Here is a 24,918-nt window from a genome sequence, read left to right as displayed (position 1 = left end):
CCCATCACTGCCGCTTCACTTCCCACTTGAGCGCTTCGGCATTTCGCTTGGCCCACTCCGCCGGCACGTCGAACTTGCCGGTCTTCAGGTCGTAGCGGCACTGCCAGCCGCCCAGCCCCTTCATCACGGTGTTCTTCGGGTGCTTGTCGAATTCGCCGCCGAGCGAGATCACGAGGTAGCGGTTGTTGGGCCAGTCCATGCCGAGCGGGCGATAGGCATCTTCCGTACCCTCCATGAGATTGGCCGAGATGTGGAAGTCGAGCTTTGGAAATGTCTTCGTCTCGGGCCGGCCATAGAAATAGGCCCAGGCGAGATCGCTGAGCGATTTTTTCCTGGTCGCGCTGACGAAGGTGCCGTTCTCGGCATGATAGAGAAACAGGTCCTGCTCGCCGGACCCGGTCTTCTGCATCCGCACCAGCCATTGCGAGTCCGCGGTGAAGCGGAAGCCGGCGCCATAGCCCTGCTCCGGCTTCAGCTCGGTCATCTGGTCGCCGCGCCGCACCCAGACCTGCCATTTGACGTCCCAATCGCCGCCATCCTTCATGTACTGCTCGAGCTTGGTGGCGCCGTCGGGCGAGGTGAAAGCGAGATCGGGATTGTCGGTGAGGACGAAGCCGGGGGGCGGGCCGGAGGCGGCCAGCGCGGGCGCGGCGGCGAGCGTCAGGGCGAGCGCCAGCCATGGCGCGGTGCGGCAAATCGGATTCACCGGGAAAATTCCTTCAAAGAACAGCCGCAGGCGCGGCCTCGCTGATTTGACGCCGATGGGGCCGGCCCGGTTCATCCTTCGACCGTCTTGCTGCCGTGGCCAAAACGGCGCAATTTGCCGCCGTTGATTTGCGGCGCTTCGTTTCGATCAAGGCTTGAGGACTGATGATCACGGCATCCAAGGCCATCATTGCATTCTGCCTGCTTGCGCTGGTCGGCACCGTCTTGGTGATCGGTCCAACCGAGCTCCGCCACATGCTGGTGGGCGGGCCGGGCACGGAGGTTGCCGCCGTCGCGAAGCCTGAGATCAAGGCAGAACCCAAAGCCGCAGCAAAGGCCGAAGAGCCGAAGCTTGCCGCCGTTGCGCCGGCACCTGCTGACGCGCCCAAGGCCGGCGCGCTCAAGGCCGGCGCGCTGGCTGAGACGCAGAAGCAGGTCACGGCGCTGGCCGAGGTTGCGCCGGCAAGGCCGCAGCCTTCCGCCGCCGACACCGGTCCCCGTTTCGATGTCGCGCGCGTCGACGATCATGGCGAGGCCGCGGTGATCGCGGGGCAGGCCGCACCGGGCGCGAAGGTCGAGCTGCTGCGCGACGGCCAGCCGCTCGACAGCGTCGTGGCCGATGCATCCGGCCAGTTCGTGATGACGCCGCCCAAACTTCCCGCCGGCAGCTATGAGCTGGCACTGCGCGCTCGCGCGCCCGACGGCACCGTCGTGCAATCCAGCCGCACCATGCCGGTGACGATCGCGGAAGCCGCGCCGCCGCCCGCACGCGCTGCCGCGGCGGCGAAGCCTGCCGAAAAGCCGGACGACAAATCCGAAATCGTCGCGTCGCTGCCATCGCCGCGTCTTGCCGCGATGCCGGAACGCTCCGCGGTTCGGCCCCGCATGATGGGTGCGTCGAAGCCCAAATCCCTGGCGCGGGCGCCGGCGGCGGGCCCGTCGGTCGCATCGGCCTCGCCCGCGGACATCCTCAACACCGCAACGACTGACGCCGGCGGTAGCCGGGTCATTTCCCGCGGCGACAGCCTCTGGGCGCTCAGCCGGCTCGCTTATGGCGACGGCGCCCGCTACGCGGTGATCTTCAATGCCAACCGCGAAAAGATCCACAATCCCAACCTGATCTATCCCGGCCAGACGGTGGTGGTGCCGCAAAAGGCGCAGTGAGGGGCTTACTTCGCCTCTCCCGCTTGCGGGAGAGGCCGACACGCCGGCGATGCGAAGCATCGTTCCGCGTGGCGGGTGAGGGTTCTTTCCTCTTGGGGATTGTCCCGTCGCGGAGACACCCTCTCCCCAACCCTCTCGGCGCGAGCGAAGCTCGTCGCGGCCCGCAAGCGGGAGAGGGAGCCGAGCGCCCGATGCCGCTGCACCTTTATCTCTCTCGCTTCAACCGTCTCGCCGTGGAACATTTGGTTCCCCGGCGCGTCTTCTCCCTGCGACGCGATGCGTGTCTGGGAGGTCAACGCCGTGGTCAGGTCAGTGGTCTGGTCGAGATCGCGCTTGGGACTGACGCTTGCCGGCGCGGTTCTCGTGATTCTGGCAGTGCTGCTGCCGAACCGAGCGGAAGCGCAGTTCGGATTGCGCGGCGGCCCGCTCGGCGTGGCCCGCTTCGCCGTCGGCCACGTCCTCGGTCTGTCGCGCTTGCGCCCCGCCCGCATGGGCGTGCGTGGCCGCACCCGCGACGCGGCGTTGCGGTCGCAGGACCCGCGCGGCACTGAGCGCGGACAGCCGGCCAATCCCGCTGTTCTGCGGGCCGCGTTGACGGCAGGCGCGGCCCTGTCGGGCTGGCATGGCGGCCGCCGGCCGCAAGGCTGGTGGCGGCATCCTGACGGCAGCTATGGCTGGGTCGGTCCGGTGTTCTGGCCGTTCGCGCATGACGATCTCACCAGTGCCGTCATCTTCGGCGATGCCACCAGCCTCTCGCTCTATGGCTATGGCGATATCTACGCCGCGCTCTTCGCGCCCTATGCCGCGCCGGAGCTCGCCGCCTACACGGCGCCGCAAGGCAGGCGCGCGCGTCGCGTGCCCTCGGCCGAAGCGGTCTGCGACAGCAGCGATACCGGCGGCCTGCCGGTCGAGCGCATTGCGAGCGCGGTGCAGCCGAACGAGATCCAACGCGCCGCCCTCGATGAACTCAACGCGGCCTGGATTGCCGCCCGCGACACCATCCGCGCCGCGTGCCCGACGCAGGCGCCGGCCGTTGCGGCGGAGCGCCTCGCCGTGATGCAGGCGCGGCTCGATGCGATGATCAAGGCCACCGACGCGCTCGCAGCCCCGCTTGCCAAATTCGTCGATCTGCTCGACGAGAGCCAGAAGGCAAAGCTGGATTCACTCGCGAGCGAACGCCGCGCGGCGCTCGCCTCGGTCCAGCACAAGGACGCGCAGGCGGCCCAAGCGGCGTCAGCCTGCGATGCCAACGCCGATCCCCGCTACGATGTGCAGGCGCAGCGCCAGTACGAGCAACTCGTGCAGCAGCAATGGCCCACTGAGGACATCGCCTCCACGCTGAAGCTCGACGACACCGGCCGCGCCCGTCTCGACGTGCTCCAGGACACCACGCTGCGCACCATGCAGACGCTGAGCCCCTGCGCCGCCAAGGACACCCCCGCAACCCCGCAAGCCCGCCTCGCCGCCGTCAAGACGCGGCTGCAGACGATGCAGCAGGCGGTAGGCGGCGTCGCCGACGCGCTCGACGATTTCGAGGCGGATCTGAGCGACGAGCAGAAGGCGGGGTTTGAGGCGATGGGGCCGAAGCGGGGGATGTGAGCAGTTTTGATCTTGACGTAACTACTTGAATTAACGAGGGAACTGTTATATGATATACATCGGTCTTCGTGTATCATAGGATGCTCTCATGCTTGTTTCCAAATGGGGGAATAGCTTGGCGGTCCGCCTGCCCAAGGCTCTCGTTGAGGCGCTGAAGCTTTCTCCCGGCGACGAACTCCACGTAGTGGAGGCCACCAAGGGCCAACTCGCAGTCGAGAAGGTCGACAAGCGAGCTGAGTTTCTCAGACAGGTGGAGCAGTTTCGTTTTCCTCTGCCCGAAGGCTACAAGTTCGACCGCGACGAGGCCAATGAGCGGTGAGCGCCTTCTTTGATAGCAATATTCTGATCTATGCCTATTCGACCGATGCAAGGCGTCAACTGGCGCTCAACGTGATCGCCGGCGGCGGCACGATCAGCGCGCAAGTGCTGAATGAATTCACCAATGTGTTGCGTAAGAAGCAGAAGCAGGATTGGCCAGTCATCGAAGCCGCGGTGCAGTCCCTCCGCTTTCGCTTCCCAGACATCGTGCCGCTGACATCAGACACGCACGCTGCGGCGCTCGCCCTTGCACGCGATCACACCCTTGCCTTCTATGACGCCCTGATCATCGCCGCGGCGATCGAGGCGGGCTGCGACACGCTCTATAGCGAAGACCTGCAACATGGCCGCAACATCGGCGGGCTTACCATCGTCAATCCGTTTTTCGGTGGTGGAGCGGGGCACCCCTAACCTCACCCACACGCCCAGTCGAACTTCATCTCCTTGAAGTCGAGCTGTGCGTTGCCGCCGCCGAAATTGTAGCCGCCGAAATATTCCTCGAACTCGATGTAGAACGGGCTCATCTCCGGCACGGACTGGCAGGGCCGCATGGTGCCGCCGAGATGGTTTTGCGCGTGATCCCTGGCCCAATCGTGCAGGCGGAAATTGTCGCGGCCGGGCACGCCGCCGACATAGTAGTAAAACGGCTGATAGCCTGAGGGCGCGACGCGGCTCGCAGCCCCGTCTTGCGGAGCTTTGCCGGCGTTGGGGTCATTCGCGCGCGGGGTGAGCGCAATGGCGCGGTTCTCGGCGAGATCGGCGCGCGGTGCAGAGGCGAACATCTTCTTGGCATAAGGCGCGGCGGCCTCGTGGAACGCGCTGGCGCCGCCGACATCGAGCCAGCGCGGCCGGTCGGCCGTCGCGAGCGTCAGCTGCGCCGGCGGCATTGCGAACGCGCCCTCATATTCGGCTTTGGTCAGCAGCAACGCGGCATAGTCGTAATCGAGGATGTCGGTCATGCGCGCAAGGCGCGCATGCGTGGGCCGCGCCGCCACCGCCTCGCGGATTTCAGGATCGTCGGGCGCGCCGCCGTCATTGTGGTCGGGGGCGGTGGCAAAGAACGACACCGCGACGATGTCCTCGCCATGCACGCGATAATCCTGCGGCAGCAGCAGCGTGAAGCCGTGCATCAGCGGATAGCCGGTGACGCGATCGAGCGGCCATTGCTCGCTCGCGATGCCTGGCGGCAGGCCATAGACCCAGCCATGATCGCGCGCACGGTCGGCGGGACGGTCCAGCATCTGCAAATCATACGCGCGTGAAGGCAAGGCAAATGCCACAGTTCGTCTCCCGTCCGAAGCTCAGCCTCGTCGTTGAGGCCAGGGTTAGTCGCGGGGAGCAGCAATGTGGTTCGCGGACCAGTCAATCGCAACGGCAGGGACGTTGCTCGGCGCCCAGACAGGCAAGCATATCAGAGTTTGGTGAGTTCAGGCGCAAACGCCGATGATGCCACCATACCAGTGTTTTGCCCGACGAGTCAAAGTAAATTTCGTAAAATCCGCAGTGCGGCGAAATTCGCCAGACCGCGCTGCGCCTTGTCTACTGTGCTTGGGGTTGTTTTCGACTTTCGCGGCGTTATCCTCGCCGCCTTGCAGCCGTCGCATCCAGCACGGTCTCCTCCTCGCGCCAGCCAAGAATCTCCATCGCCAGCACCGGGTGATTGAATCCCTTGAGCTGGAGATCGTCGAGCGCACGGGCTTCGACGAAGGGCTCGACCATGCCGTAGACGCGGCGGCTGACCACGATCTGGCCGGCCTGCGCTTCGCTGCAGAGGCGGGAGGCGAGGTTGGTGACGCTGCCGATCGCGGCGTATTCCAGCCGCTGCTCGAAGCCGACCTGGCCGAGCGTGGCATAACCGAGCGCGATGCCGATACCGAACCCCAGGCTGTGCCCGCGGTTGCGCCAGCGCTCGGTCAGGGGGCCGATGGTGTCGCGCATCTCCACCGCCATCTTCACGGCGCGCGCGGTGTGGTCCTCGAACTGGATCGGCGCGTTGAACAGGATCATCACGCCGTCGCCGGCATATTTGTCCAGCGTGCCCTCGTATTTGAAGATCAGCTTGCCGAGCGCTGCGTGATATTCGCGCAGCACGTTCATCGCCTCTTCCGGCTCGGTCGCTTCCGTGAAAGCCGTAAAGCCGCGCAAATCGCAGAACACCACCGTCACCTCGCGGCGCTGGCTGGTGAGCAGGCCTTCCGGGCTGTCGGAGGAGGCGATCAGCTGCGCCACCTGCGGGGCGAGGAAACGCTCCAGCTTGCGGATCCGCTCGATCTCGCCGAGCTGGGTCTTGACGCGCTCTTCCAGCGACTTGTTCCAGTTCTTGAGCTGCTCGGTCTGCTCGCGCAGCTTGTCGGCCTGGGCGCGCACGGTCGCGTTCGCGGTCTCCAGCGCGCGGCTCTTGTGGTCGACCTCGGTGAACAGGCGCGCATTGCGCATCGCCAGCACCGCCTGGTTGGCGAAGGTGCGCATCAGGCCGATGAGGCTGGCTTCGAACGCGCCGCTCGATCGGCGCAGCACCACCAGCGCGCCGAGCGTGCCCTGCTGATCGACCAGCGGCACCACCAGCACCGCATGGAAGCCGGCTTCGATCGCGGCATCGCGCAGCGGCTGCTCGACGGCGCGGTCGAGATCTTCAAGCGCGATCGGCTCGCCGCCATGGGCGGCATCGCTCAGGATGTTGTCGCCCTCGTCGATCGTGACATGGGCGCCGGTGGCCGATCTGTCGACGCCGTTGGCTTCGACCAGGTTGAAACGCCGCTGCTCCGCATCATAGCCATAGATCAGCACCGCGTCGGCGCGGCTGATCTCCAGCGCGCGGGCGGCGATGGTCGGCAGCACGGCGTTGAGATCGAGCGAAGCGGCGACGGCGCGGCCGACCTCCTCCAGCACCTTCAGCTCGTTGATCGACTGCGCGAGGTCGCGGGTGCGCTCCTCCACCTTCGTTTCGAGGTCCGTGTAGGTCTCCTGGAGCTGGCCGGCCATGCGGTTGAACTGGCCGGCGAGCTCTTCCAGCTCATCGGAGGTGTGCACGTCGATGCGGTGGCTGAAATCGCCCTCGCCGAGCTTGTGCGCGCCATCGCGTAGCGCCGTGATCGGGATGATCATGCGGCGCGCCAGCAGCGTGCCGGCGAGGATCGCCACCATGAGGCCCATGCCGATCAGAAGCGCGACGCGGACGAGCTGGTCGCGGATCGGCGTCAGCGCCTGCATGGTCGGCTGCTCGAACAACACGCTCCAACCGAGCTTCGGCACCGTGCTCGCAGCTGACAGCACCGCATGGCCATTGAAGTCGGTGCCTGACGTGTCGGGCTCGCGGCCCGGCGCGATCGCGGCTGCGACCTGCGGCAGTTGCGACAGGTCCTTGCCGACCTCTGGCCCCTTCGACGAGGCCGCGAGCACGCGGCCGCGTGCGTCCACCACATAGGCGGAGGCGACCTTGCCGACCTGGGCGTCGGTCAGGAAATCGGAGAGGAAGCTGAGGTCGATCTCGGCCACCGTGACGCCGGCCTTGAAGCCGGAATGCGCCATCGAGATCGACATGTACGGCGTGCGGTCGGCGAAATAGGCCGGCGCATAGCTGACGCCGCGGGCGACCGTGTCGATGAAGCGCATGTCGCGGGAGAGGTCGGCGTTGCTGCCAGTCGTGGTCGATTGGCGCGAGACGCGCAAGACCTCGCGGCCGTCGCCGTCGAGCTGGAACAATTGGGAGACGACCGGGGCCTGATGCAGCAGCTGGGCATAGCCGGTGCGGCGCTTTTCGAGCGTGTCCAGGCTTGCCGCCGTCACCCAGCTGATCTGGCGCCCGAGCTCGGAGATCGACTGCTCCATGCGCCGGGCGACGGCTTGCGCCTTGTCCTCGAGCCCGTCGGTCAGCTGTGTCTTGGTGGCGCGATAGGAGATCCAGGTCTCCATCGCGCCGTTGACGGCGAGCACGAACACGACGAGGCCGACGAGGGAGACGACGTATTTGGCGAACAGGCCCTCGCGCAGCAACCAGGTCTTGTCTTTCGCTCCCGCCATCCGGATCCTCTCGCGCCGCGACCGACGCCGGCGCTATGGGCCGCAGGGGCCCCATGGCCCTTCTAGCACAATTTGGGCTTTTGGACGGGTGAGGGGCAGGTCAGGGGTAGCTGTGGTTACCTGTTGGCGGAACGCCGGACGGCCAGCAGCAGGGCTGGCCAGCAGCAGGGCTGTGTATTGCCGCAGGCCGCTGGCCGCCTCCTCCGTTCGGATGAAGAACTGTGTGACGAGGGGGTGTAAGGCTGCGCACGGAGTTCGCCGCCTTGGTCCCCCACTCACCGATTGAAGAGCTGCCGCATCACGTCGTTCATCGGCTGGCTGTCCTGCTGTGCCTCGGGCGGGTCCTGGACCGGAGAAGTGGGCGAAGCCAGCGGCGCCGGCGTGGCCGGCGCGCCCGGCAGGCTGCGGCTTCGGCCGGTGCCGCCTCCGGCGCCGTTCGAGAGCCCCTGCTGGATCAGATTGCCGATCGCTTCGCCGAGCTGGCCGCCGAGCAGATTGTTCTGTCCCTGTCCTTGCGCCTGCCCTTGCTGCGGCGTCTGCGAATTGGCGTTGCCGGCGTTTGGAGCCGTGCCGCCGAGGCCAAAACTGTTCAGGATGTTGCCGAGACCGGCTCCATCAGGCCCGAACAGGCCCTTGCCCATCTCGCGCAGCTTGGCATAGGCGGCGTCCGGATTGTCGAGCACGCCGGCCATGTCAGGGTAGATCCGCGGCTGCGACCAGCTGCCTGTGATCATCACGGGAATGCCGAAGCCGACCGGCTCGGACGCGCGGCCCTGGCCTTGCGTCGTCATCACCAGTTTCGGCTCGACGCGAAAACCCATCATCTTGGTGTCGAGCGCAATGGTGCCGGCGCCGGTGACGCGCACCAGCGGCCCGATCAGATTGAGATCGGTCGTCACCGCCTGGCCCTTGTCGATGCGGAAGGATGCCGAGAGCTGCGACAGGTCCGTGTTCTGGGCCTCGCTGTCCTGCCAGCCCGACAACGTGCCCGACGTCAGCGAGCGGATCATCTGTGCGACATTGATGCCGCGGATGGCGCCGTCCTGGAAATTGACGAAGGCCGTGCCCTGCATGTTCGCCATCAGCGCGCGCTGGCTGGCGCCGGCGCTGCGCAACGCGAGCTTGGCCTGCAGCCTGCCGTCGATCCGGTCGAATTCGGCGAGGCCCTGCAGCAGCGGCAGCGCGCGCACGCCGATAAGGTCGGAATGCATCGCAAAGCTCGGCGCGCCGGTGGTGGCATCGAGGATCACTTCGCCGGAGACCTGGCCGCCATAGGCACCGAGATTGGCGGTGCCCGCCTTCAAGACGCCGCCCGCCAGTTTTGCATCGAGCGCCAAGGGAGCAAGACGGGCCTCGCCGATGACGGCTTCGTTGGCGGAGATCCGCAACTGCGCGTCGACATAATTGAGCCCGGACACGTCGATCGGCGCATCGCTCCAGGGCTGCCCGGGCGCGCCGGGCGGCGATTTCGCCAGCGGGATCGCGAGCCGCTGGAAGTCGAGATCGAGTTTCACCAGCGGCTTGCTCGCGATGTCGACCGAGGCCCAGCCGTTGAAGCTGCCATCGCCGAGCGTGCCGTTGACGCCGTTGATCATCACGACACTGCCGTTGAGGCGCATGTCGGCATGGCCGGTGAGCTGCGACTTCAGAACGTCGGGCATGTCGATGGCGAAATCCATCGGGATGCTCTGCCGCTCGACCGGTGGCGCCGGCGTGGTCGCCTTGATGTCGAACCTCGTAGGGTGCTCGCCGATGCGCGCGGTGCCGGCGATGTCGAGCTTGCGGTCACGCCCCATCGCGGCGTCGGCGTTGATGGCGCTGATGCGGCCGTCGACGCGATCGCGCACGCGCGAGAACACGATTTCGCCGTTGCTGATCCTGATGTGGTCGATGGCCGCGCCGTCCATGTCGAGCGCGAGCGGCTTCGGCGATGCATCGACGTTCGGCAGGCGGTCTCGCAGCAGCGGCTGATGCAGCACCGGATGGGAGACGACGATCTCGCGGATGTCGGGGCGGCCGGACCAGACGCTCGCCAGCGACATGTCGGCCTGCACGCTGTCGATCGTCAGGCGCGTGATGCCGCTGCGGTCCTTGGGGTCCTGGAGCGTGAGGTCGCTCAGCGTGACGTTCAGCGTCGGCCAAAGGCTGATCTTGGTGGTGCCATCGATCGTCAGACGATAGCCGCTCGCCTGCTCGACGCGCGAGGCAATGGTCGTGGTCAGGAACCCGGAGGGGATCCCGATCACCAGCAGGAGTACGATCACGATGATGACGGCGGCCAAGGCTGCGCCGGTGAATTTCACTACTCTCATCTCGACTTTCCAACGACGGACGAGCGGCGTCGAATCCGGCGGATGACCCGTCCTTTGCGCCTGAGTTTATCCCGGGACGGGAAGCCGCTCCAAGCCGCTAAAAATAGTCAGGAGGTGCTGCAAAGTTATGTGACTTATGACACACTTCTGCGGCGCGGTTTTACGCGATTCTGACGTCGATGCTTCGAAGCGATTTGCCAAGGAAATTGGTCAAGGAAACTGGTCAGGGCATCTGGCCAGAGACATTCACAAGGACGTTGAAATGAGCAAGCAGGCCGAATTTGCGGTCATTCTGAAAATGAATGCCATGTTCGCCGATCTCGGCGCGGACGAACTCCAGCGCTTGTCCAACCTCTGCCACACCCAGCATCTGGCGAACGGCGAGGTGCTGTTCCAGAAGGGCGACCCGGGTGACGCGCTGTTCGGCGTGCGCCGCGGCCAGGTCCGCATCGAGACCGGTGCCTCCGACGGCAGCCGGCTGACGTTGAACTTCATGGGCGCCGGCGATCTGTTCGGCGAGGTCGCGGTGCTGGACGGGCAGAGCCGCACTGCGGACGCGACAGCCGGCGAGGCCAGCGAGTTGTTCGTGCTGCGGCGCGAAGACTTCCTCGCCTTTCTCGAGCGCGAGCCCAAGGTCGCGATCAAGATCATCGCGCTGCTCTGTCAGCGCATCCGCTGGCAGAGCGAGCGCATGGAAGAATCCATGTTGCAGCCGCTGCCGGTGCGATTGGCGCGGCGGCTCTGTGCGCTCGCCGCCGATTTCGGTTCCGAGGTCCATATCTCGCAGGAACAGCTCGGCGTTTTCGTCGGTGCCGCCCGCGAAAGCGTCAACCGCCAGCTCCAGGCCTGGCGCAAGGAAGCGATCCTGGACCTCCAGCGCGGCCGGATCTTGCTGCGGAACATGACCAAGCTGACGGCGATCGCGCGGAACGAGTAAGGTCGAGCCGCCGCCACGATCCCGGTTTGGCGGGAGCTACTCCGCCGCCGGATGCACGATGTTCCTCGGCGCCGGTGCGGACTCCGGCGCCTGGTGATGGCCGCCGGTCTCCGCATCCTCGCTGTGCACGATCAGCCGCTTGCCGAAGCGCCAGATCAGGGCGCCGAGGTCATCCATCACCATGAACATCGCGGGCACGAACACCAGCGACAGGATGGTCGAGAAGATCAGGCCGCCGATCACCGCAAGCGCCATCGGCGAGCGGAACTCGCCGCCGGCGCCGACCGCGAGCGCGCTCGGCATCATGCCGGCCGCCATCGCGATCGTGGTCATCACGATCGGGCGGGCGCGTTTCATGCCGGCGTCGATCATCGCCTCGTCCCGCGGCTTGCCGGCATTGATGGATTCGATCGCGAACTCCACCAGCATGATCGCGTTCTTGGTGACGATGCCCATCAGCATCAGAATGCCGATCCACACCGGCGTCGTCAGCTGCTTGCCGGTGATGAGCAGCGCGGCGATCGCGCCGCCGATCGAGAGCGGCAGCGAGAACAGGATGGTGATCGGCTGCAGGAAGGTCCCGAACAGCAGCACCAGCACCGCATAGACCATCATCAGGCCGGCCGTGATTGCGGTGGCAAAACCGTCGGATAGTTCATTGAGGCTTTCAGCGTCGCCGGAGGGGGAGACTTTCACGCCCTTCGGAAGGCTCTTCATCACAGGCAGATCGTAGATCTTCTTGGTGGCATCGCCGAGCGCGGCGGAGCCGACCAGGTCCGCGGCGACGGTGGCCTGCCGCTCGCGATCGTAGCGATTGATGCTGGTCGGGCCCTGGTCGAGCTTGACGTCGGCGATGACCGAGAGCGGCACGCCGCCCTTCTCGCCGTGCTCGCCGAGCGGCACGCGCAGCTGCTCCAGGGTCTTGAGATTGCCCCGCGCGGCGTCCTCGAGCTGGACGCGGATCGGCACCAGGCGATCGCCGACATCGAATTTGGCGAGCGCGGGACCGACATCGCCGATGGTCGCGACGCGGATGGTCTGCGACAGGCTTTCGGTCGAGACCCCGAGCCGCGCGGCGAGATCGGCGCGCGGCTCGATGCGCAGTTCGGGACGCTCCAGCGAGGTTTCCGAAATCACGTTGGAGATGGTCGGGATCCGCTTCATCTGCGTCGCGAGCTCGCTGGCGACGTTGTTGACGATGTTGGCATCGACGCCGGTCACCACCAGCGAGATCGCGCGCAGGCCGTTCTCGTCCAGGAACCAGAAGCGGATGTCGGGAACGTTCTCCAGCTCCTGGCTGATCGAGAATTCGAGCTCGCGCTGGGTGATGCTGCGGTCGTTCTTGGGCGTGTAGTTGATGATCAGGGCGGCGCGACGGACTTCCTGGGTGCCCGGCGGGACGCGTCCGCCGTCGACGAAGATGCTCTTCACCTCGGGCCGCTTGCGCAGGCGTGCGACAATGTCCTCGGTGACCTTCTCGGTGTAGGCGAGCTGGGTGCCCGGCGGCAGTTCGAGGGCCAGCAGCGAGCGGGCGCTGTCCTGTGCCGGCAGGAAGCCTTGCGGCAGCAGCGTGATGCTCCAGATCGAGGCCGCGAAGATCCCGAAGCCGATCAGCACGGTGATGAAATAGTGCTTCACCGACCATGAGACGAGACCGTGATAGGTTCGCAGGATGCGGCCCGGCGGCGGCTCTTCGTGCGAGTGATGCTTGAGGAAATAGGCCGCCAGCATCGGCGTCACGAAGCGTGCCGCGAGCAGCGAGAAGAACACCTGCACCGAGACCGTGATGCCGAACTGCTTGAAGAACTGTCCGGCGATGCCCGACATGAAGCTCGCGGGCGCGAAGATCGCGATGATGGTCAGCGAGATCGCGATCACGGCGAGGCCGATTTCGTCGGCGGCTTCGAGTGCGGCACGGTAGGGCGACTTGCCCATGTTCATGTGCCGCACGATGTTCTCGATCTCGACGATGGCGTCGTCGACCAAAATACCCGTCGACAGCGTGATGGCGAGGAAGCTGACGAGGTTGAGCGAGAAGCCGAGGATGTCCATCGCCCAGAACGCTGGGAAAATCGACAGCGGCAGCGAGACCGCGGCAATGATGGTGGCGCGCAGGTCGCGCAGGAACAACAGCACGATGACGACGGCGAGGATCGCGCCTTCGAACAAAGTCGAGATCGCCGCTTCGTAATTGCCGTTGGTGTATTCGACGGAGGTGTCGATCAGCTTGAGGTCGACATCGGGATAGGCGGCCTTCAGCGCGTCGATGCGCTTTTGCACGGCCTCGGCAACCTTCACGTCGCTCGCGCCCTTGGAGCGCTTGATGCCGAGCGCGACCACCGGCTCGCCGTTGAAGCGGGCGAAGGTGCGGCGGTCGGCGATGGTATCGGTGACGGTGCCGAGATCGTCGAGCCGGACCTCGCCGCCGCCGAACAGCGGGACCATGGTGCCGGCGAGATCACTGAGCGTCTTGGCGCCGGCTAGGGTTCGGATCGCCTGGTCGTTCTTGCCGATCTCGGCGCGGCCGCCGGCGACGTCGACATTGGTGCCGCGCAGGCTCTGGCTGACATTGACGGCGGTCAGGCCCATCGCCTGCAGGCGATCAGGATCGAGCGAGACCAGGATCTCGCGCTCGACACCGCCGATGCGCTCGACCTGGGCGACGCCGCGCACGCCTTGCAGCGAGCGCTTGACCACGTCGTCGACGAAATAAGACAGCTGCTCCGGCGTCTTGCCGGGCGAGATCGCGGCATAGGTCACGATCGGCAGGCCGATCACGTCGACGCGCTGGATCAAGGGCTCGGTGACGTTCTGCGGCAGGTTCGAGCGCACGCGCGTCACCGCGTCCTTGACGTCGTTGAGGGCGCGGTCGGTGTTGGTCTCCAGCGCGAACTGGATGGTGGTGACCGACACGCCGTCGGTGATCGAGGAGGTGATGTGCCTGACGCCCTCGACGCCGGAGACGGCGTCTTCAACCGTCTTGGTGACCTGGGATTCGAGCTCCGCGGGCGCAGCGCCGAACTGCGCCACCGCGACCGAGATCACGGGGATGTCGGCCGACGGCAGCCGCGTGATCGCGAGCTTGCTGAACGAGGTCCAGCCGAGGATCAGGAGGATGATCGAAAACACCACCGACGGCAGTGGATTGCGGATCGACCATGCCGAGATATTGAGAGCCATCAGCGTACCCGCGTGCGATCGAGTTCATCGGCGAACATGGTTTTGATCTGGTCGCCGTCGTGCAGTGAAGAGCCGGCGTCGGCGACGACGATCTCGCCGACGTCGACCCCTTCGAGGATTTCCGTCTGGCTGTCGGAGGTCAGCCCGACGCGCACCCGGCGGGTTTCCACGGTGTTGCCCTTGACCACCTGCACGGTGAGGTGGTCGATCGCGGTCTTGGGAACGGCGACGCCGCAACTGCGCTTGGCGTCGATGGAGGCGCGGGCGAACACGCCGACCTTCAGCGAAGGATTGTTGGCGACGCTGATGCGGACGCGGCCGAGCTGCGTGGCGCGGTCGATCTCGGGCGCGACCAGCCGGACCCGGCCGATCAGGTCGGCGGCGTCATCGCGGCTGATCCGCACCGTCGCGCCGGGGCTGAGCTTGGGCATATGCACGGCGGGAACCTGCGCATCCAGCTCGATTTCGTTGAGCACGGCGATCCGGAACATCGGGCCGGCCTGCGGCGAAGCAGGCGCGCCGACGATGGTGCGAACTTCGGTGATCAGGCCCGGGGCAGGCGCCTTCAGCGAGATCGGGCCTTGCGGTCCCGGCCGTTGCGGCTGCCCCGGCATCTGCGGCGGCGCCGTCAGGCGGGCCAGTTCCTGATTTTCGGTGACGACCGCGCCTTCGGTCACGAAGACGTCGGTGACCTTCGATCCCTCCTGGTCGGGCATGACCACGGCCTCGCGCCGCGGCACGAAGAAGCCGGTCACCCGCACGAGGTCGGAGAAGCACGCGTTGGTCGACTTCGTCACGATGACGAGTGCTTCGCCCGGCGTTTCCTTGGCCTCGGGCCGATGCCGGTGCTCGAACCAATAATAGCCGACGCCGAGCGCAACGATGAACGCCACGGTTCCCGCAGGCTTGAGATATTCGGAGATGTTCATCGCCGGATCATCCTGGCCTGGTTCGGGGTTGTCGGGAGCGTTTCCCTGAAACGAAGCGGCGTCCCGCAGGGCTGCGGGACGCGCGCCGGGCTTGAGACTTTACACCACATCACGACTTGTCACTGCAAAGGATTACGTCGTGATCACTTCGATGCGGTGGTCTTGTTTTCCATATTCACGACCTGCACGCGGCGGTTCACCTCCGCCATCGGCTGGCTCGGATCCTTCAGCTTGCTCTTGCCGTAGCCGACGGTGACGAGGTCGGCTGCGGCGATGCTGTATTTCTCGATGAGGTAGCGCTTGATCGAATCGGCGCGGCGTTCCGACAGGTCCTGATTGTAGCTATCGCTGCCGGCCGCGTCGGTATGGCCGGCGACCACGAAGGTCGAGCCCTTCAGGTCGGGGCTGGTCAGGGCGCGGCCGAGCGCCTGCACCGAGGGCAGCGACTTGGCGCTGATATTGGCCGAGTTGTAGTCGAAGGTGATCTCGAGATCGATGTTCGGCTTGTCCTTGGCGGCGGAGGCGATCTCCTCGCGCTCGGTTGACGACAGCGAGCGCGTGGCGCGGCCGCGGACCGACTGCATCAGCTTGGTTTCCGCCGCGTTCGGCGCCGGGTCGGCCTGCGGGGCGATCGAGAGGCCTCGGGTCAGAGGCTTTTTCGGCGGAGCCAGGGCGCGGACGATCTCGTCCTCAGTGACGTTCTTGCTGTTGCCGTCGTCGCCGGCGAAGGCAGGCGTCAGCGACAGCGTTGCGCCGATGGTGATGATGGACAGGATCGCGGTCAGTCCCTTTGCAGCCAATCTCATTGCCAGTCCCTCCTGCGCAGCAGACCTGCGTGGTTCCATAATTTCTGCAACAAGCCGCTCGGAAAAGGCCCCCTGCGGCATCCGCCTATTAGTCTTTCCAGGGCCGCCCAGGGTTCGAGGCGTCCGCTGCCCCAACTCAAAAAAGTACTAGCGTACTCCGTAGCTTGCGAACTCCTGAACGATGTTCGGATCCATCGCCTTGGCATTGGCGACGTCAAGCGCCCCTTCCTGGGCCGAGCCATTGCGCTGCTTGGCCACGCCGCGGCCGTAGAGTGAGGAGGTCAGGCGCGGGTTGATCTTCAGCGCCGCGTCGAAATCGGCGATGGCGTTCTTCACCGCCCCGGATTTGAGATTCACCAGCCCGCGGCTATCCAGCGCATCGACGAAACTCGGCCGCAGCCGCAGTGCCTCGTTGCAGTCCTTCAGCGCACCCTGGAGATCGCCGACCACGGCACGGGTCCAGCAGCGGTTGTTCAGCGCCTCGACATCCTTCGAATTGATCCGGAGCGTGTCGTCGAAATCCTTGATGGCAAGGGTGTAGGCCCCCTTGCTGGCATAGACTTGGCCACGCCGGTACAGCGCATTCACATCGTCAGGATTGGCGGCGAGCTTCGCATTCAGGCCCTTGATGGTGGGATCTTCCGCCAGCGCGTCCGCGCTCGGCCCGCCATCCGCGTTTGGTGGCAGGACGGGCTGAGGCGGAAGGACCGGCGGAGGCGCCGGGGGCAGCGCAGCCTCGACCTGCGGCTTCGGCGCCGGCGGTGGTGATGGAGGCGCGGGAGGCGCCGGCGGAGCGTTCGAAGCCACGGGAGCTGGGGCGGCGGGAGGAGCCGGAGACGGGTTGTTGGCCACCGGAGCAGGCGGCGGAGCGGGAGGCGCCGGCGGCGGGGTTGCCGCTGTCGGGCGCGAGCCGCTCGCACCCGGAATGAACGAGAAATCCTCGGCGAGCGAGGACGAGATCCACGGCACCTGCTCGCCGCGCGAGGCGCGCGTGACGCCCATCTTGGTGCGGTTCAGCGTTTCCTCCGCCATCAGGTCGGGAACGCGGATTTCCTTGAGCAATTCCTGCACGAACAGGCTGTGGTCGCCGCCGGCATCCGACACCACCGAAGCCAATGCCGCGGAGTACATCACCAGCGTGCCATTGGGTGCGATGACCGGGGTCAGGCCGGCCGAGAAGCTGCGGAACCGGCGCTCGAACGGATTGCGCCTGGAGGCGTCGATCAGCGCGATCTTGACGCCGGCGCCGCGGGTGTTGAGCTCGCCCAGGATCGCTTCGATGCTGAAGCCGTCGCGCCGCACATCGGACTCGGTCCAGATCTGCGCGTCGATCGGGATCATGTAGCTCTGACGCGCCGACTGGATGCCGAACCCGCTGTAGAATATCAGCGCGACCGAGCCCGGCTTGATCTTGCTGTAGAGCTTGTCGAAGGCGCGGCGCATGCCGTCGCCGGTCAGATTCTCGCCGGTCTCGACCGTAAAGCCGTCGCGCTTGAGTTCATCGGCGACGTCGCGGGCGTCGTTGATCGGCTCTTTCAACGGGCTGTCGGCATCGGGATATTTGGCATTGCCGATCACCAGCGCGACGCGGTCGCCGGCCGCAAGCGAGGGTGCGGTCGGGATGATCAAGACAAGCAGCGACAGCAGAAAAAGAAAGCAAATTTTCATAATCAGCGCGGTCCAGCCAAAAAAGGCGCCGTTCCAGCTTGCGCCGCGGCGACCTTAACTTACGCAAAGTGCATTATCAAACCGGGGAGGGGGGGCGTCAACCGCTTGGAGATTCGGCATTATCGCGACAATTGACCGCGACGCACGAGCCGGTTGCGCGGGGAATAATCTGGCGATCACGGTTCTCCCTGGAGGTATCCCGGTTCGAGGTTCTGGGCATCATGTTAGGCCCGCACCCGCGACGAAAATGTGATTGGTCTCACATTGTAGCCCCGCGTTCGGCGCAGCCTCGGACGTTTGACCTTTGTCGCGGAGGATGGCTTGGTGCGCCAAGGTTCAATCAGAAAAAGCAAGAGCCGGGATCAAAGCCATGAGCAAGCCAGAGGGAAACGCCTACGAAATCTACGCGCTGCGCTATGCGACGATGTCGCCGCGCACCCCCAGCATGAATTTCCTGGCGCCCGACCCGCATGACAGTGCGGCGCAGGACCTCGACTACTTCGTTTGGCTGATCCGCGGGCAGGGCCGCGAGATCCTGGTCGATACCGGCTTCAATGCCGAGGAAGCGAGCTTGCGCGCCCGCAAGTTGACGCTCAACCCGATCGATGCGCTGGAGCGCTTTGGCATCGCCGCCTCGAGCATTCGCGACGTGATCGTGACGCATTTGCACTACGACCACGCCGGCAATCTCGATCGCTTCCCGAATGCGCGCTTTCATCTCCAGGAGCGCGAGATGGCTTACGCGACGGGCCGCTGCATGTGCAACGGCCTGCTGCGACATCCGTTCTCGGTCGAGCACGTCACGCTGATGGTGCGCCATGTCTACGGCGAGCGCGTCACTTTCTATTCCGGTGACGGCGAGGTTGCGCCCGGCGTGACGGTGCACCGCGTCGGCGGCCATTCCGACGGCCTGCAGGTGGTCAAGGTGGAGACCGCGCGCGGACCGGTGGTGCTGGCCTCCGACGCCGCGCATTATTATGCCAATATCCAGCGCAAGAGCCCGTTCCCGATCGTCTACAATGTCGGCGACATGGCCGCGGGCTGGGAGACCATCGAGCGTCTCGCCGGTCATCCCGACCGCTACATTCCCGGCCACGATCCGATCGTCACCGAAATCTATCCGCGCGCCGGCGACAAGGACGTCTGGGCGCTGCACCTGCCGCCGTCGCGGTCGTTTGCGACGTGAGCGTGTAGACAAAGCCAGCCCAACTCATTCCCGTCACCCTGAGGCGCTTGTCCTGCGGCGCGTTGCGCAGCAGGGCAAGCCTCGAAGGGCGACGGCCGGCTGCATCCGGGCCAAGTCATCCTTCGAGGCTCCCCGCACGATGCTTCGCATCGCGCGCCTCGCGCCTCAGGATGACGGGATCAGCACCGCGCGGGTGGAGTGAAATTAATACGCCTGCTTCGCGTCCGCCTCTGCGCTGGTCTGGATCAAATCGAGGCTCGCCTCGATCTTGCCGAGCAAGGCTGACAGCTGCTTGCGCTCCTGCGCTGTGAGGCAGGCGAGGATCTCGTCCTCCCGCCGCAGCAATTGCGGGAACAGCTCTTCGTAGAGGGTGCGGCCCTTCCCGGTCAGTTGCAGGCGGAATTCGCGGCGATCGGCTTGGTTCTCGACGCGCTCGATCAAGCCGTCATGCAGCAAATTCGTGACCGCGCGGCTGATGGTGGATTTGTGGGTGCGGGTGCATTGCGCGATGAACTGTGCGCTGCAGGCGTCATTGCGGAAGCCGAGCGTGGCAATCACGCGCCAGGCCGGAATGTCGAGGCCGTGGCGCTCCTGATATTCGACCGCGAGCGCCGAACTGACCTCGGCCGCGAGCCGGTTGAGGCGGAACGGCACGAACTTAAACAAATCGAGCCGCGACGTTGCCTTCGGCGATGGCTGATCTGACTCGCGTGCCTTCAGCGCAGTGTCTGTCGTCCTCGCCAAGGAGAGCGCTCCGAATTCCAGTTGACGGCCGGCCGACGCCGGTCCAAAATAGTTGCACGTGAGACTATCTAGCAGATCAGTCCTCTCCTGACCAGAGCCGAGGTTAGTGTATGGCGCCGGCCAATACGCAAAAGGCCACGATTTCTCGAGCGAAGATCCAGTTCGGCTATCGCCGTCACCCCGACCAGGACCGCCCGGGCCAAAGTCCGGCCGCGCATCCGGTCGTGGTTGTCGGTGCTGGCCCGGTCGGACTGTCGCTCGCCATCGACCTTGCCCAGCGCGGCCAGCGTGTCGTCCTTCTCGATGATGCCGATCGCATCGGCGAAGGCTCGCGCGCGATCTGCTTCTCGAAGCGCTCGCTGGAATATTGGGACCGGCTCGGCGTGGCCGACCGCATGGTCGAGAAGGGCGTGGTGTGGAGCGTCGGCCGCATCTTTCACGGCGAGCAGCAGCTCTATCAATTCAACCTGCTGCCGGAGGCCGGCCACAAGCGGCCGGCCTTCATCAATCTCCAGCAATATTACGCCGAGGCCTATCTGGTCGACCGCGTTGCCGATCTGCCAGCGATTGACCTGCGCTGGCGGAACAAGGTGACGGCGGTCGAGCAACGCAACGACTCCGCCTTGCTGACGATCGAAACGCCCGAAGGCGCCTATCGTCTGCAGGCGCAATATGTCGTCGCCTGCGACGGCGCGCGCTCCTCGTTGCGGCAGATGGTCGGTGCCGAGTTTGCAGGCCAAGTGTTCGAGGACCAGTTCCTGATCGCCGACGTCAAGATGACGGCGGAATTTCCGACCGAGCGCTGGTTCTGGTTCGATCCGCCGTTTCACGCTGGCCGCTCGGCGCTGTTGCACCGGCAGCCCGACGATGTCTGGCGCATCGATCTCCAGCTCCATCGCTATGCCGATCCTGTCGTCGAGAAGAAGCCCGAGAATGTCAGGCCGCGAATCGCGCGCATGCTCGGTCACGACAAGTTCGAATTCGAGTGGATCTCGCTCTACAAATTCCAGTGTCGGCGCATGGACCGCTTCATCCATGGCCGCGTGATCTTTGCCGGCGATTCGGCGCATCAGGTCTCGCCCTTCGGCGCGCGCGGAGCAAACTCCGGCCTGGAGGATGCGGAAAACCTGTCCTGGAAGCTTGATCGCGTGCTGCGCGGCGCGTCGCCGGCGAGCCTGCTCGACAGCTACCATGTCGAGCGGAGCCTCGCGGCCGACGAGAACATCCGGGAGTCGACCCGATCGACCGACTTCATGGCACCGAACTCACACCAGGAGGCGCGGCTGCGCCAGGCGGTCTTGTCGCTGGCCAAGGAAACCGAGTTCGGCAAGCGTATGGTCAATGGCGGTCGGCTGTCGGTGCCGTGCAGCTACGACTCGCCACTGTCATCGCCCGATACGGACGGCTGGCGCGGCGGACCATCGCCGGGCTGCTCCATGCTCGATGCGCCCGTTGCGACGCGCGGAGGCGAGCAGGCCTATCTGACCGATGCGTTCCGCAAGGGTGGAACGGACTTCACCGTGCTGTCGTTCGGCAGTGGTGTAGCCATCGATGCTCCCGACGGCGTGAAAGCCATCCGGATCGGCGGCGAGGGCGGGCTTGCTGATCCGCAAGGCCTCGTCGCGAAGCGCTACGACGCCGAGCCTGACACGGCCTATCTGCTCAGGCCCGATGGCTACGTCGCGGCCCGGTTCCGCCATCCGACGCGCGCTGGCGTCGCCGCTGCGCTGTCGCGGGCCGCAGGTCTGAATTGAGGTTTGCATGCCGCTGTCCACGAGCTCCAATTTCCCACGGCCCGATGATGCCTTTCGCGCCATCGTCGAGGCGCATCGCGGCCTCACCGACGAGCAGGCCGCCGATTTCGATGCAGCGCTGGTGCTGATCCTCGCCAACCATATCGGCGACATCGACGTGCTGCGGCAGGCGCTCGTGCTGGCGAAACGCCGCATGATCGACAGCCAGCAGCAACAGCAGCAGCAACAATAGTCCCGAACCTGAAGCCAAGACTTAAGGATCACATAATGGCGAAGAACTTCGCATCCACCGGCGACCTCTCCGAGAAGAAGATCACTTTCTCGGAGATCGGCACCGATCTCTACGCCTTCACTGCCGAAGGCGATCCGAACACCGCCGTCATCGTCGGCGACGACGGCTGCCTCGTGTTCGACGCGCAGGCGACGCCGGCCATGGCGAACAAGGTAATCGAGCGTGTCAAAACCGTCACTGACAAGCCGATCAAATATGTCGTGCTGTCGCACTATCATGCCGTGCGGGTGTTAGGGGCCTCCGCCTACAGGGCGCAAGGCATCATCGCCTCGCAGGAGACCTACCGGCTGATCGAGGAGCGCGGGAAGCAGGATTGGGATTCCGAATACGGCCGCTTCCCCCGCCTGTTCCAGGACGCCGCCAGCATTCCCGGCCTGACCTGGCCGACGCTGACCTTCGAAGGCGAGATGTCGATCTATCTCGGCAAGCGCGAGGTGCGGCTGATGCAGCTTGGCGCCGGCCACACCTCCGGCGACATCGTTGCCTGGGTGCCGGACGCCGAAGTGATGTTCTCCGGCGATCTCATCGAGTACCACTCGGCCTGCTATTGCGGCGATGCTCACCTGCGCGAATGGCCGATGACGCTGAACGAGATTCGCAACTTCAATCCCAAGGCGATCGCGCCGGGCCGCGGCGATGCGCTGAAGGGCACGTCTACCGTGCGCGAGGCCATCGCAATGACGCGCGACTTCGTCACGTCCCTCTATGGCGCGGCCGAAATCTCGGTCGCGAAGGGGCGCACGCTGAAGGAATCCATGGCGGCGACGCGCGAGGTGATGGACCCGAAATTCCACAGCTTCGCCATCTACGAGCACTGCCTGCCGTTCAACGTGTCGCGCGCCTATGACGAAGCATCGGGGATCGACGATCCCATCATCTGGACCGACAAGCGCGATCAGGAAATGTGGGCCGCCCTGCAAGGAGGAGGATAGTCATGAACATCAATACCTCACCTGATCAGATCATCCGCAGCTCGGCGCAGGTGACGCCGGGTTACATGTCCGGCTTCGGCAACAGTTTCGAGACCGAGGCGCTGCCGGGCGCGCTGCCGATCGGGCGCAACTCGCCGCAGCGTTGCGCCTACGGCCTCTATGCCGAGCAGCTCTCCGGTTCGCCGTTCACCGCGCCGCGCGGCAGCAATGAGCGCTCCTGGCTCTATCGCATTCGCCCCTCGGTGAAACATTCCGGCCGCTTCGAGAAGATCGATGCCGGGCTGTGGCGGTCGGCGCCGTGCCACGAACATGACCTGCCGATCGCGCAATTGCGCTGGGATCCGACGCCGCTACCGAAGGAGGACGTCACCTTCGTCCAGGGCGTGCAGACCATGACGACGGCGGGCGATGTGAATACGCAGGCCGGCATGGCCGCGCATGTCTATCTCATCACCAAATCGATGGTGGACCAGCACTTTTACAATGCCGATGGCGAACTGATGTTCGTGCTGCAGCAGGGCAATCTGCGCCTCGTCACCGAGTTCGGCCGCATCGATGTCGAGCCGGGCGAGATCGTGGTGATCCCGCGCGGCGTCAAGTTCCGCGTCGAGATTCCTGATGGTCCCGCGCGCGGCTATCTCTGCGAAAACTACGGCGGCGCCTTCACGCTGCCGGAGCGCGGCCCGATCGGCGCCAACTGTCTTGCCAATGCGCGCGACTTCCTGACGCCGGTTGCGTATTACGAGGACAAGGATACGCCGACCGAGCTGTTCGTGAAGTGGGGCGGCTCCTTGTTCAAGACCACGCTGCCGCATTCGCCGATCGATGTCGTCGCCTGGCACGGCAATTACGCGCCGTATAAATATGATCTGCGCACGTTCTCGCCGGTCGGCGCGATCGGCTTCGACCATCCCGATCCATCGATCTTCACGGTGCTGACCTCGCCGTCGGAGACGGCCGGCACCGCCAATATCGACTTCGTCATCTTCCCGGAGCGCTGGATGGTCGCCGACAACACCTTCCGGCCGCCCTGGTATCACATGAACATCATGAGCGAGTTCATGGGCCTGATCTACGGCGTCTACGACGCCAAGCCGCAAGGCTTCGTCCCCGGCGGCATGAGCCTGCACAATTGCATGCTGCCGCACGGCCCCGACCGCGACGCCTTCGAGCACGCCAGCAATGGCGAGTTGAAGCCGGTGAAGCTCACCGGCACCATGGCTTTCATGTTCGAAACCCGCTACCCGCAGCGCGTCACGGCCCACGCCGCGAATGCGTCGACGCTGCAGGACGATTACGCGGATTGCTGGAAGGGCCTGGAGAAGAAGTTCGATCCGAATAGGCCGTAGCTTCTCCTCTCGTCATTCCGGGGCGCCGCGGAGCGGCGAGCCCGGAATCCATACTCCCGATCGTGGTTATGGATTCCGGGCCTGCGCCTTGCGGCGCATCCCGGAATGACGAAGGAGAGAGTTTGCCCGACTGCAAACAGGATTCATAAAGTGCCCCACCCCAACGATCCCAGCCTCCGCTCCTTCATCGAAATCGATCCCACCTCCGACTTCCCGATCCAGAACCTGCCCTATGGCGTGTTCTCGACCGCCGCCAGTCCGACGCCGCGGGTTGGCGTCGCGATCGGCAATTACGTGCTCGATCTCTGGGAGCTCGAGCAGGATTCCCGGCTCGATGTCGGTCCGCTCGGCGTGTTCTCCGGGCCCTCGCTGAATACGTTCATGGCGCTCGGGCCGAAGGTCTGGACCAGGACGCGCGCGCGGATCAGCGAGCTGTTGCGGCACGATCATCCCGAACTGCGCGACAACGACGAGCTGCGCAGCCAAGCGCTGGTGCCGCTACGTGAGGCAAAACTGCATCTGCCGTTCGCGGTCTCCGGCTATACCGATTTCTACTCGTCGAAAGAGCACGCCACCAATGTCGGCGTGATGTTCCGCGGCAAGGACAACGCGCTGCAGCCGAACTGGCTGCATATGCCGATCGCCTACAACGGTCGCGCGTCCACAGTCGTCGTGTCAGGCACGAAAGTGAAGCGGCCGCGCGGGCAGCTGAAGCCGCCGAGCGCGGACGTGCCGAGCTTCGCACCCTGCAAGCGGCTCGATTTTGAGCTGGAGATGGGTGTGGTGATCGGCCAGCCGTCAGCCATGGGCGGCATGCTCAGCGAGCAACAGGCGGAAGAGATGATCTTCGGCTTCGTGCTGCTCAACGATTGGAGCGCGCGCGACATCCAGCAATGGGAATATGTGCCGCTCGGCCCGTTCCTCGCCAAGGCCTTCGCGACCTCAATCAGCCCCTGGGTGGTGACGCGCGAGGCGCTGGAGCCCTTCCGGCTCAAGGGACCCGAACAGGAGCCGGTGCCGCTG

The 24,918-nt window shown here is 65.3% G+C and carries 20 protein-coding genes; 11 read left to right on the top strand and 9 right to left on the bottom strand.

Going from position 1 to position 24,918, the window contains the following annotated elements:
* Nucleotides 1–4: 4 nt before the first annotated feature.
* Nucleotides 5–706, bottom strand: a complete 702-nt coding sequence (locus G8O24_RS32295; protein WP_188106448.1) for a hypothetical protein — start codon at nucleotides 704–706, stop codon at nucleotides 5–7.
* 164 nt (nucleotides 707–870) lie between these two features.
* Between G8O24_RS32295 and G8O24_RS32290 the strand changes: the two genes are divergently transcribed.
* From G8O24_RS32290 to G8O24_RS32275, 4 genes are all read left to right on the top strand, one after another.
* Nucleotides 871–1,869 carry a LysM peptidoglycan-binding domain-containing protein gene (locus tag G8O24_RS32290; protein ID WP_188106446.1) on the top strand — a complete coding sequence of 333 codons (999 nt, stop codon included), beginning with the start codon at nucleotides 871–873 and terminating at the stop codon, nucleotides 1,867–1,869.
* Between the two features lie 276 nt (nucleotides 1,870–2,145).
* Entirely contained in the window at nucleotides 2,146–3,468 is a 1,323-nt protein-coding gene (locus G8O24_RS32285) for a Spy/CpxP family protein refolding chaperone (RefSeq protein WP_188106444.1), read from the top strand.
* Nucleotides 3,469–3,556: 88 nt separating this feature from the next.
* Nucleotides 3,557–3,787, top strand: a complete 231-nt coding sequence (locus G8O24_RS32280) for an AbrB/MazE/SpoVT family DNA-binding domain-containing protein (RefSeq protein WP_188106443.1) — start codon at nucleotides 3,557–3,559, stop codon at nucleotides 3,785–3,787.
* Nucleotides 3,784–4,197 (top strand): PIN domain-containing protein, encoded by a 414-nt coding sequence (locus tag G8O24_RS32275; RefSeq protein WP_188106441.1) that lies wholly within the window; start codon nucleotides 3,784–3,786, stop codon nucleotides 4,195–4,197. The genes G8O24_RS32280 and G8O24_RS32275 overlap by 4 nt, the downstream gene beginning before the upstream one ends.
* Nucleotides 4,198–4,199: 2 nt before the next feature.
* On the opposite strand, the gene G8O24_RS32270 is transcribed toward G8O24_RS32275, so the two are convergent.
* From G8O24_RS32270 to G8O24_RS32260, 3 genes are all read right to left on the bottom strand, one after another.
* Nucleotides 4,200–5,027, bottom strand: a complete 828-nt coding sequence (locus G8O24_RS32270; protein ID WP_191093412.1) for a hypothetical protein — start codon at nucleotides 5,025–5,027, stop codon at nucleotides 4,200–4,202.
* Between the two features lie 334 nt (nucleotides 5,028–5,361).
* Nucleotides 5,362–7,806, bottom strand: coding sequence for an adenylate/guanylate cyclase domain-containing protein (locus G8O24_RS32265; RefSeq protein ID WP_188106437.1), 2,445 nt, complete (start codon nucleotides 7,804–7,806; stop codon nucleotides 5,362–5,364).
* Between the two features lie 275 nt (nucleotides 7,807–8,081).
* Entirely contained in the window at nucleotides 8,082–10,118 is a 2,037-nt protein-coding gene (locus tag G8O24_RS32260; protein WP_188106436.1) for an AsmA family protein, read from the bottom strand.
* A gap of 262 nt (nucleotides 10,119–10,380) precedes the next feature.
* On the opposite strand from G8O24_RS32260, the gene G8O24_RS32255 reads away from it, so the two are divergent.
* A complete protein-coding gene (locus tag G8O24_RS32255; protein ID WP_188106434.1) occupies nucleotides 10,381–11,055 on the top strand; it encodes a Crp/Fnr family transcriptional regulator in 675 nt (224 codons plus the stop codon).
* A gap of 36 nt (nucleotides 11,056–11,091) precedes the next feature.
* On the opposite strand, the gene G8O24_RS32250 is transcribed toward G8O24_RS32255, so the two are convergent.
* The 4 genes from G8O24_RS32250 to G8O24_RS32235 all read right to left on the bottom strand — a co-directional run bounded on the left by G8O24_RS32250 (nucleotide 11,092) and on the right by G8O24_RS32235 (nucleotide 17,638).
* A complete protein-coding gene (locus G8O24_RS32250; RefSeq protein ID WP_188106432.1) occupies nucleotides 11,092–14,235 on the bottom strand; it encodes an efflux RND transporter permease subunit in 3,144 nt (1,047 codons plus the stop codon).
* Nucleotides 14,235–15,164 carry an RND family efflux transporter gene (locus tag G8O24_RS32245; protein WP_188106430.1) on the bottom strand — a complete coding sequence of 310 codons (930 nt, stop codon included), beginning with the start codon at nucleotides 15,162–15,164 and terminating at the stop codon, nucleotides 14,235–14,237. Before G8O24_RS32245 ends, G8O24_RS32250 begins: the two co-directional genes overlap by 1 nt.
* Nucleotides 15,165–15,307: 143 nt before the next feature.
* Nucleotides 15,308–15,970 carry an OmpA family protein gene (locus tag G8O24_RS32240; protein WP_188106428.1) on the bottom strand — a complete coding sequence of 221 codons (663 nt, stop codon included), beginning with the start codon at nucleotides 15,968–15,970 and terminating at the stop codon, nucleotides 15,308–15,310.
* A 147-nt stretch (nucleotides 15,971–16,117) separates the two neighbouring features.
* A complete protein-coding gene (locus G8O24_RS32235; RefSeq protein WP_188106427.1) occupies nucleotides 16,118–17,638 on the bottom strand; it encodes a caspase family protein in 1,521 nt (506 codons plus the stop codon).
* A gap of 370 nt (nucleotides 17,639–18,008) precedes the next feature.
* Between G8O24_RS32235 and G8O24_RS32230 the strand changes: the two genes are divergently transcribed.
* Nucleotides 18,009–18,824, top strand: a complete 816-nt coding sequence (locus tag G8O24_RS32230; RefSeq protein ID WP_188106425.1) for an N-acyl homoserine lactonase family protein — start codon at nucleotides 18,009–18,011, stop codon at nucleotides 18,822–18,824.
* Between the two features lie 204 nt (nucleotides 18,825–19,028).
* Here the strand turns inward: G8O24_RS32230 and G8O24_RS32225 are convergent, their stop codons facing one another.
* Nucleotides 19,029–19,568, bottom strand: a complete 540-nt coding sequence (locus G8O24_RS32225) for a MarR family winged helix-turn-helix transcriptional regulator (protein ID WP_188106423.1) — start codon at nucleotides 19,566–19,568, stop codon at nucleotides 19,029–19,031.
* 110 nt (nucleotides 19,569–19,678) lie between these two features.
* Here G8O24_RS32225 and G8O24_RS32220 point away from each other — a divergent pair, with 110 nt between their 5' ends.
* The 5 genes from G8O24_RS32220 to fahA form a co-directional block, all read left to right on the top strand.
* Entirely contained in the window at nucleotides 19,679–21,322 is a 1,644-nt protein-coding gene (locus G8O24_RS32220) for an FAD-dependent oxidoreductase (RefSeq protein ID WP_188106421.1), read from the top strand.
* Nucleotides 21,323–21,329: 7 nt separating this feature from the next.
* On the top strand, nucleotides 21,330–21,554 hold the full coding sequence (locus tag G8O24_RS32215) for a DUF2783 domain-containing protein (RefSeq protein ID WP_188106420.1): 225 nt from the start codon (nucleotides 21,330–21,332) through the stop codon (nucleotides 21,552–21,554).
* Between the two features lie 35 nt (nucleotides 21,555–21,589).
* Nucleotides 21,590–22,546: an MBL fold metallo-hydrolase gene (locus G8O24_RS32210; RefSeq protein ID WP_188106418.1), complete on the top strand. Its 957-nt coding sequence runs from the start codon at nucleotides 21,590–21,592 to the stop codon at nucleotides 22,544–22,546.
* 2 nt (nucleotides 22,547–22,548) lie between these two features.
* Nucleotides 22,549–23,895 carry a homogentisate 1,2-dioxygenase gene (hmgA, locus tag G8O24_RS32205; RefSeq protein ID WP_188106415.1) on the top strand — a complete coding sequence of 449 codons (1,347 nt, stop codon included), beginning with the start codon at nucleotides 22,549–22,551 and terminating at the stop codon, nucleotides 23,893–23,895.
* A 150-nt stretch (nucleotides 23,896–24,045) separates the two neighbouring features.
* The coding region (gene fahA / locus G8O24_RS32200; protein WP_188106413.1) for a fumarylacetoacetase at nucleotides 24,046–24,918 on the top strand (873 nt) is incomplete at its 3' end.

Source organism: Bradyrhizobium campsiandrae, from assembly GCF_014529705.1.
Taxonomy (GTDB): domain Bacteria; phylum Pseudomonadota; class Alphaproteobacteria; order Rhizobiales; family Xanthobacteraceae; genus Bradyrhizobium; species Bradyrhizobium campsiandrae.
Note: the sequence above shows the minus strand (reverse complement) of the source record. Positions and strands in the feature narration are given on the sequence as shown.

Excerpts from the sequence above, each read along its gene's own strand:
- G8O24_RS32290 (WP_188106446.1), top strand. The coding sequence starts at position 871 with ATGATCACGGCATCCAAGGCCATCATTGCATTCTGCCTGCTTGCGCTG.
- G8O24_RS32285 (WP_188106444.1), top strand. The coding sequence starts at position 2,146 with ATGCGTGTCTGGGAGGTCAACGCCGTGGTCAGGTCAGTGGTCTGGTCG.
- G8O24_RS32280 (WP_188106443.1), top strand. The coding sequence starts at position 3,557 with ATGCTTGTTTCCAAATGGGGGAATAGCTTGGCGGTCCGCCTGCCCAAG.
- G8O24_RS32270 (WP_191093412.1), bottom strand. The coding sequence starts at position 5,027 with ATGCTGGACCGTCCCGCCGACCGTGCGCGCGATCATGGCTGGGTCTAT.
- G8O24_RS32265 (WP_188106437.1), bottom strand. The coding sequence starts at position 7,806 with ATGGCGGGAGCGAAAGACAAGACCTGGTTGCTGCGCGAGGGCCTGTTC.
- G8O24_RS32260 (WP_188106436.1), bottom strand. The coding sequence starts at position 10,118 with ATGAGAGTAGTGAAATTCACCGGCGCAGCCTTGGCCGCCGTCATCATC.
- G8O24_RS32255 (WP_188106434.1), top strand. The coding sequence starts at position 10,381 with ATGAGCAAGCAGGCCGAATTTGCGGTCATTCTGAAAATGAATGCCATG.
- G8O24_RS32250 (WP_188106432.1), bottom strand. The coding sequence starts at position 14,235 with ATGGCTCTCAATATCTCGGCATGGTCGATCCGCAATCCACTGCCGTCG.
- G8O24_RS32245 (WP_188106430.1), bottom strand. The coding sequence starts at position 15,164 with ATGAACATCTCCGAATATCTCAAGCCTGCGGGAACCGTGGCGTTCATC.
- G8O24_RS32240 (WP_188106428.1), bottom strand. The coding sequence starts at position 15,970 with ATGAGATTGGCTGCAAAGGGACTGACCGCGATCCTGTCCATCATCACC.
- G8O24_RS32235 (WP_188106427.1), bottom strand. The coding sequence starts at position 17,638 with ATGAAAATTTGCTTTCTTTTTCTGCTGTCGCTGCTTGTCTTGATCATC.
- G8O24_RS32230 (WP_188106425.1), top strand. The coding sequence starts at position 18,009 with ATGAGCAAGCCAGAGGGAAACGCCTACGAAATCTACGCGCTGCGCTAT.
- G8O24_RS32220 (WP_188106421.1), top strand. The coding sequence starts at position 19,679 with ATGGCGCCGGCCAATACGCAAAAGGCCACGATTTCTCGAGCGAAGATC.
- G8O24_RS32215 (WP_188106420.1), top strand. The coding sequence starts at position 21,330 with ATGCCGCTGTCCACGAGCTCCAATTTCCCACGGCCCGATGATGCCTTT.
- G8O24_RS32210 (WP_188106418.1), top strand. The coding sequence starts at position 21,590 with ATGGCGAAGAACTTCGCATCCACCGGCGACCTCTCCGAGAAGAAGATC.
- hmgA (WP_188106415.1), top strand. The coding sequence starts at position 22,549 with ATGAACATCAATACCTCACCTGATCAGATCATCCGCAGCTCGGCGCAG.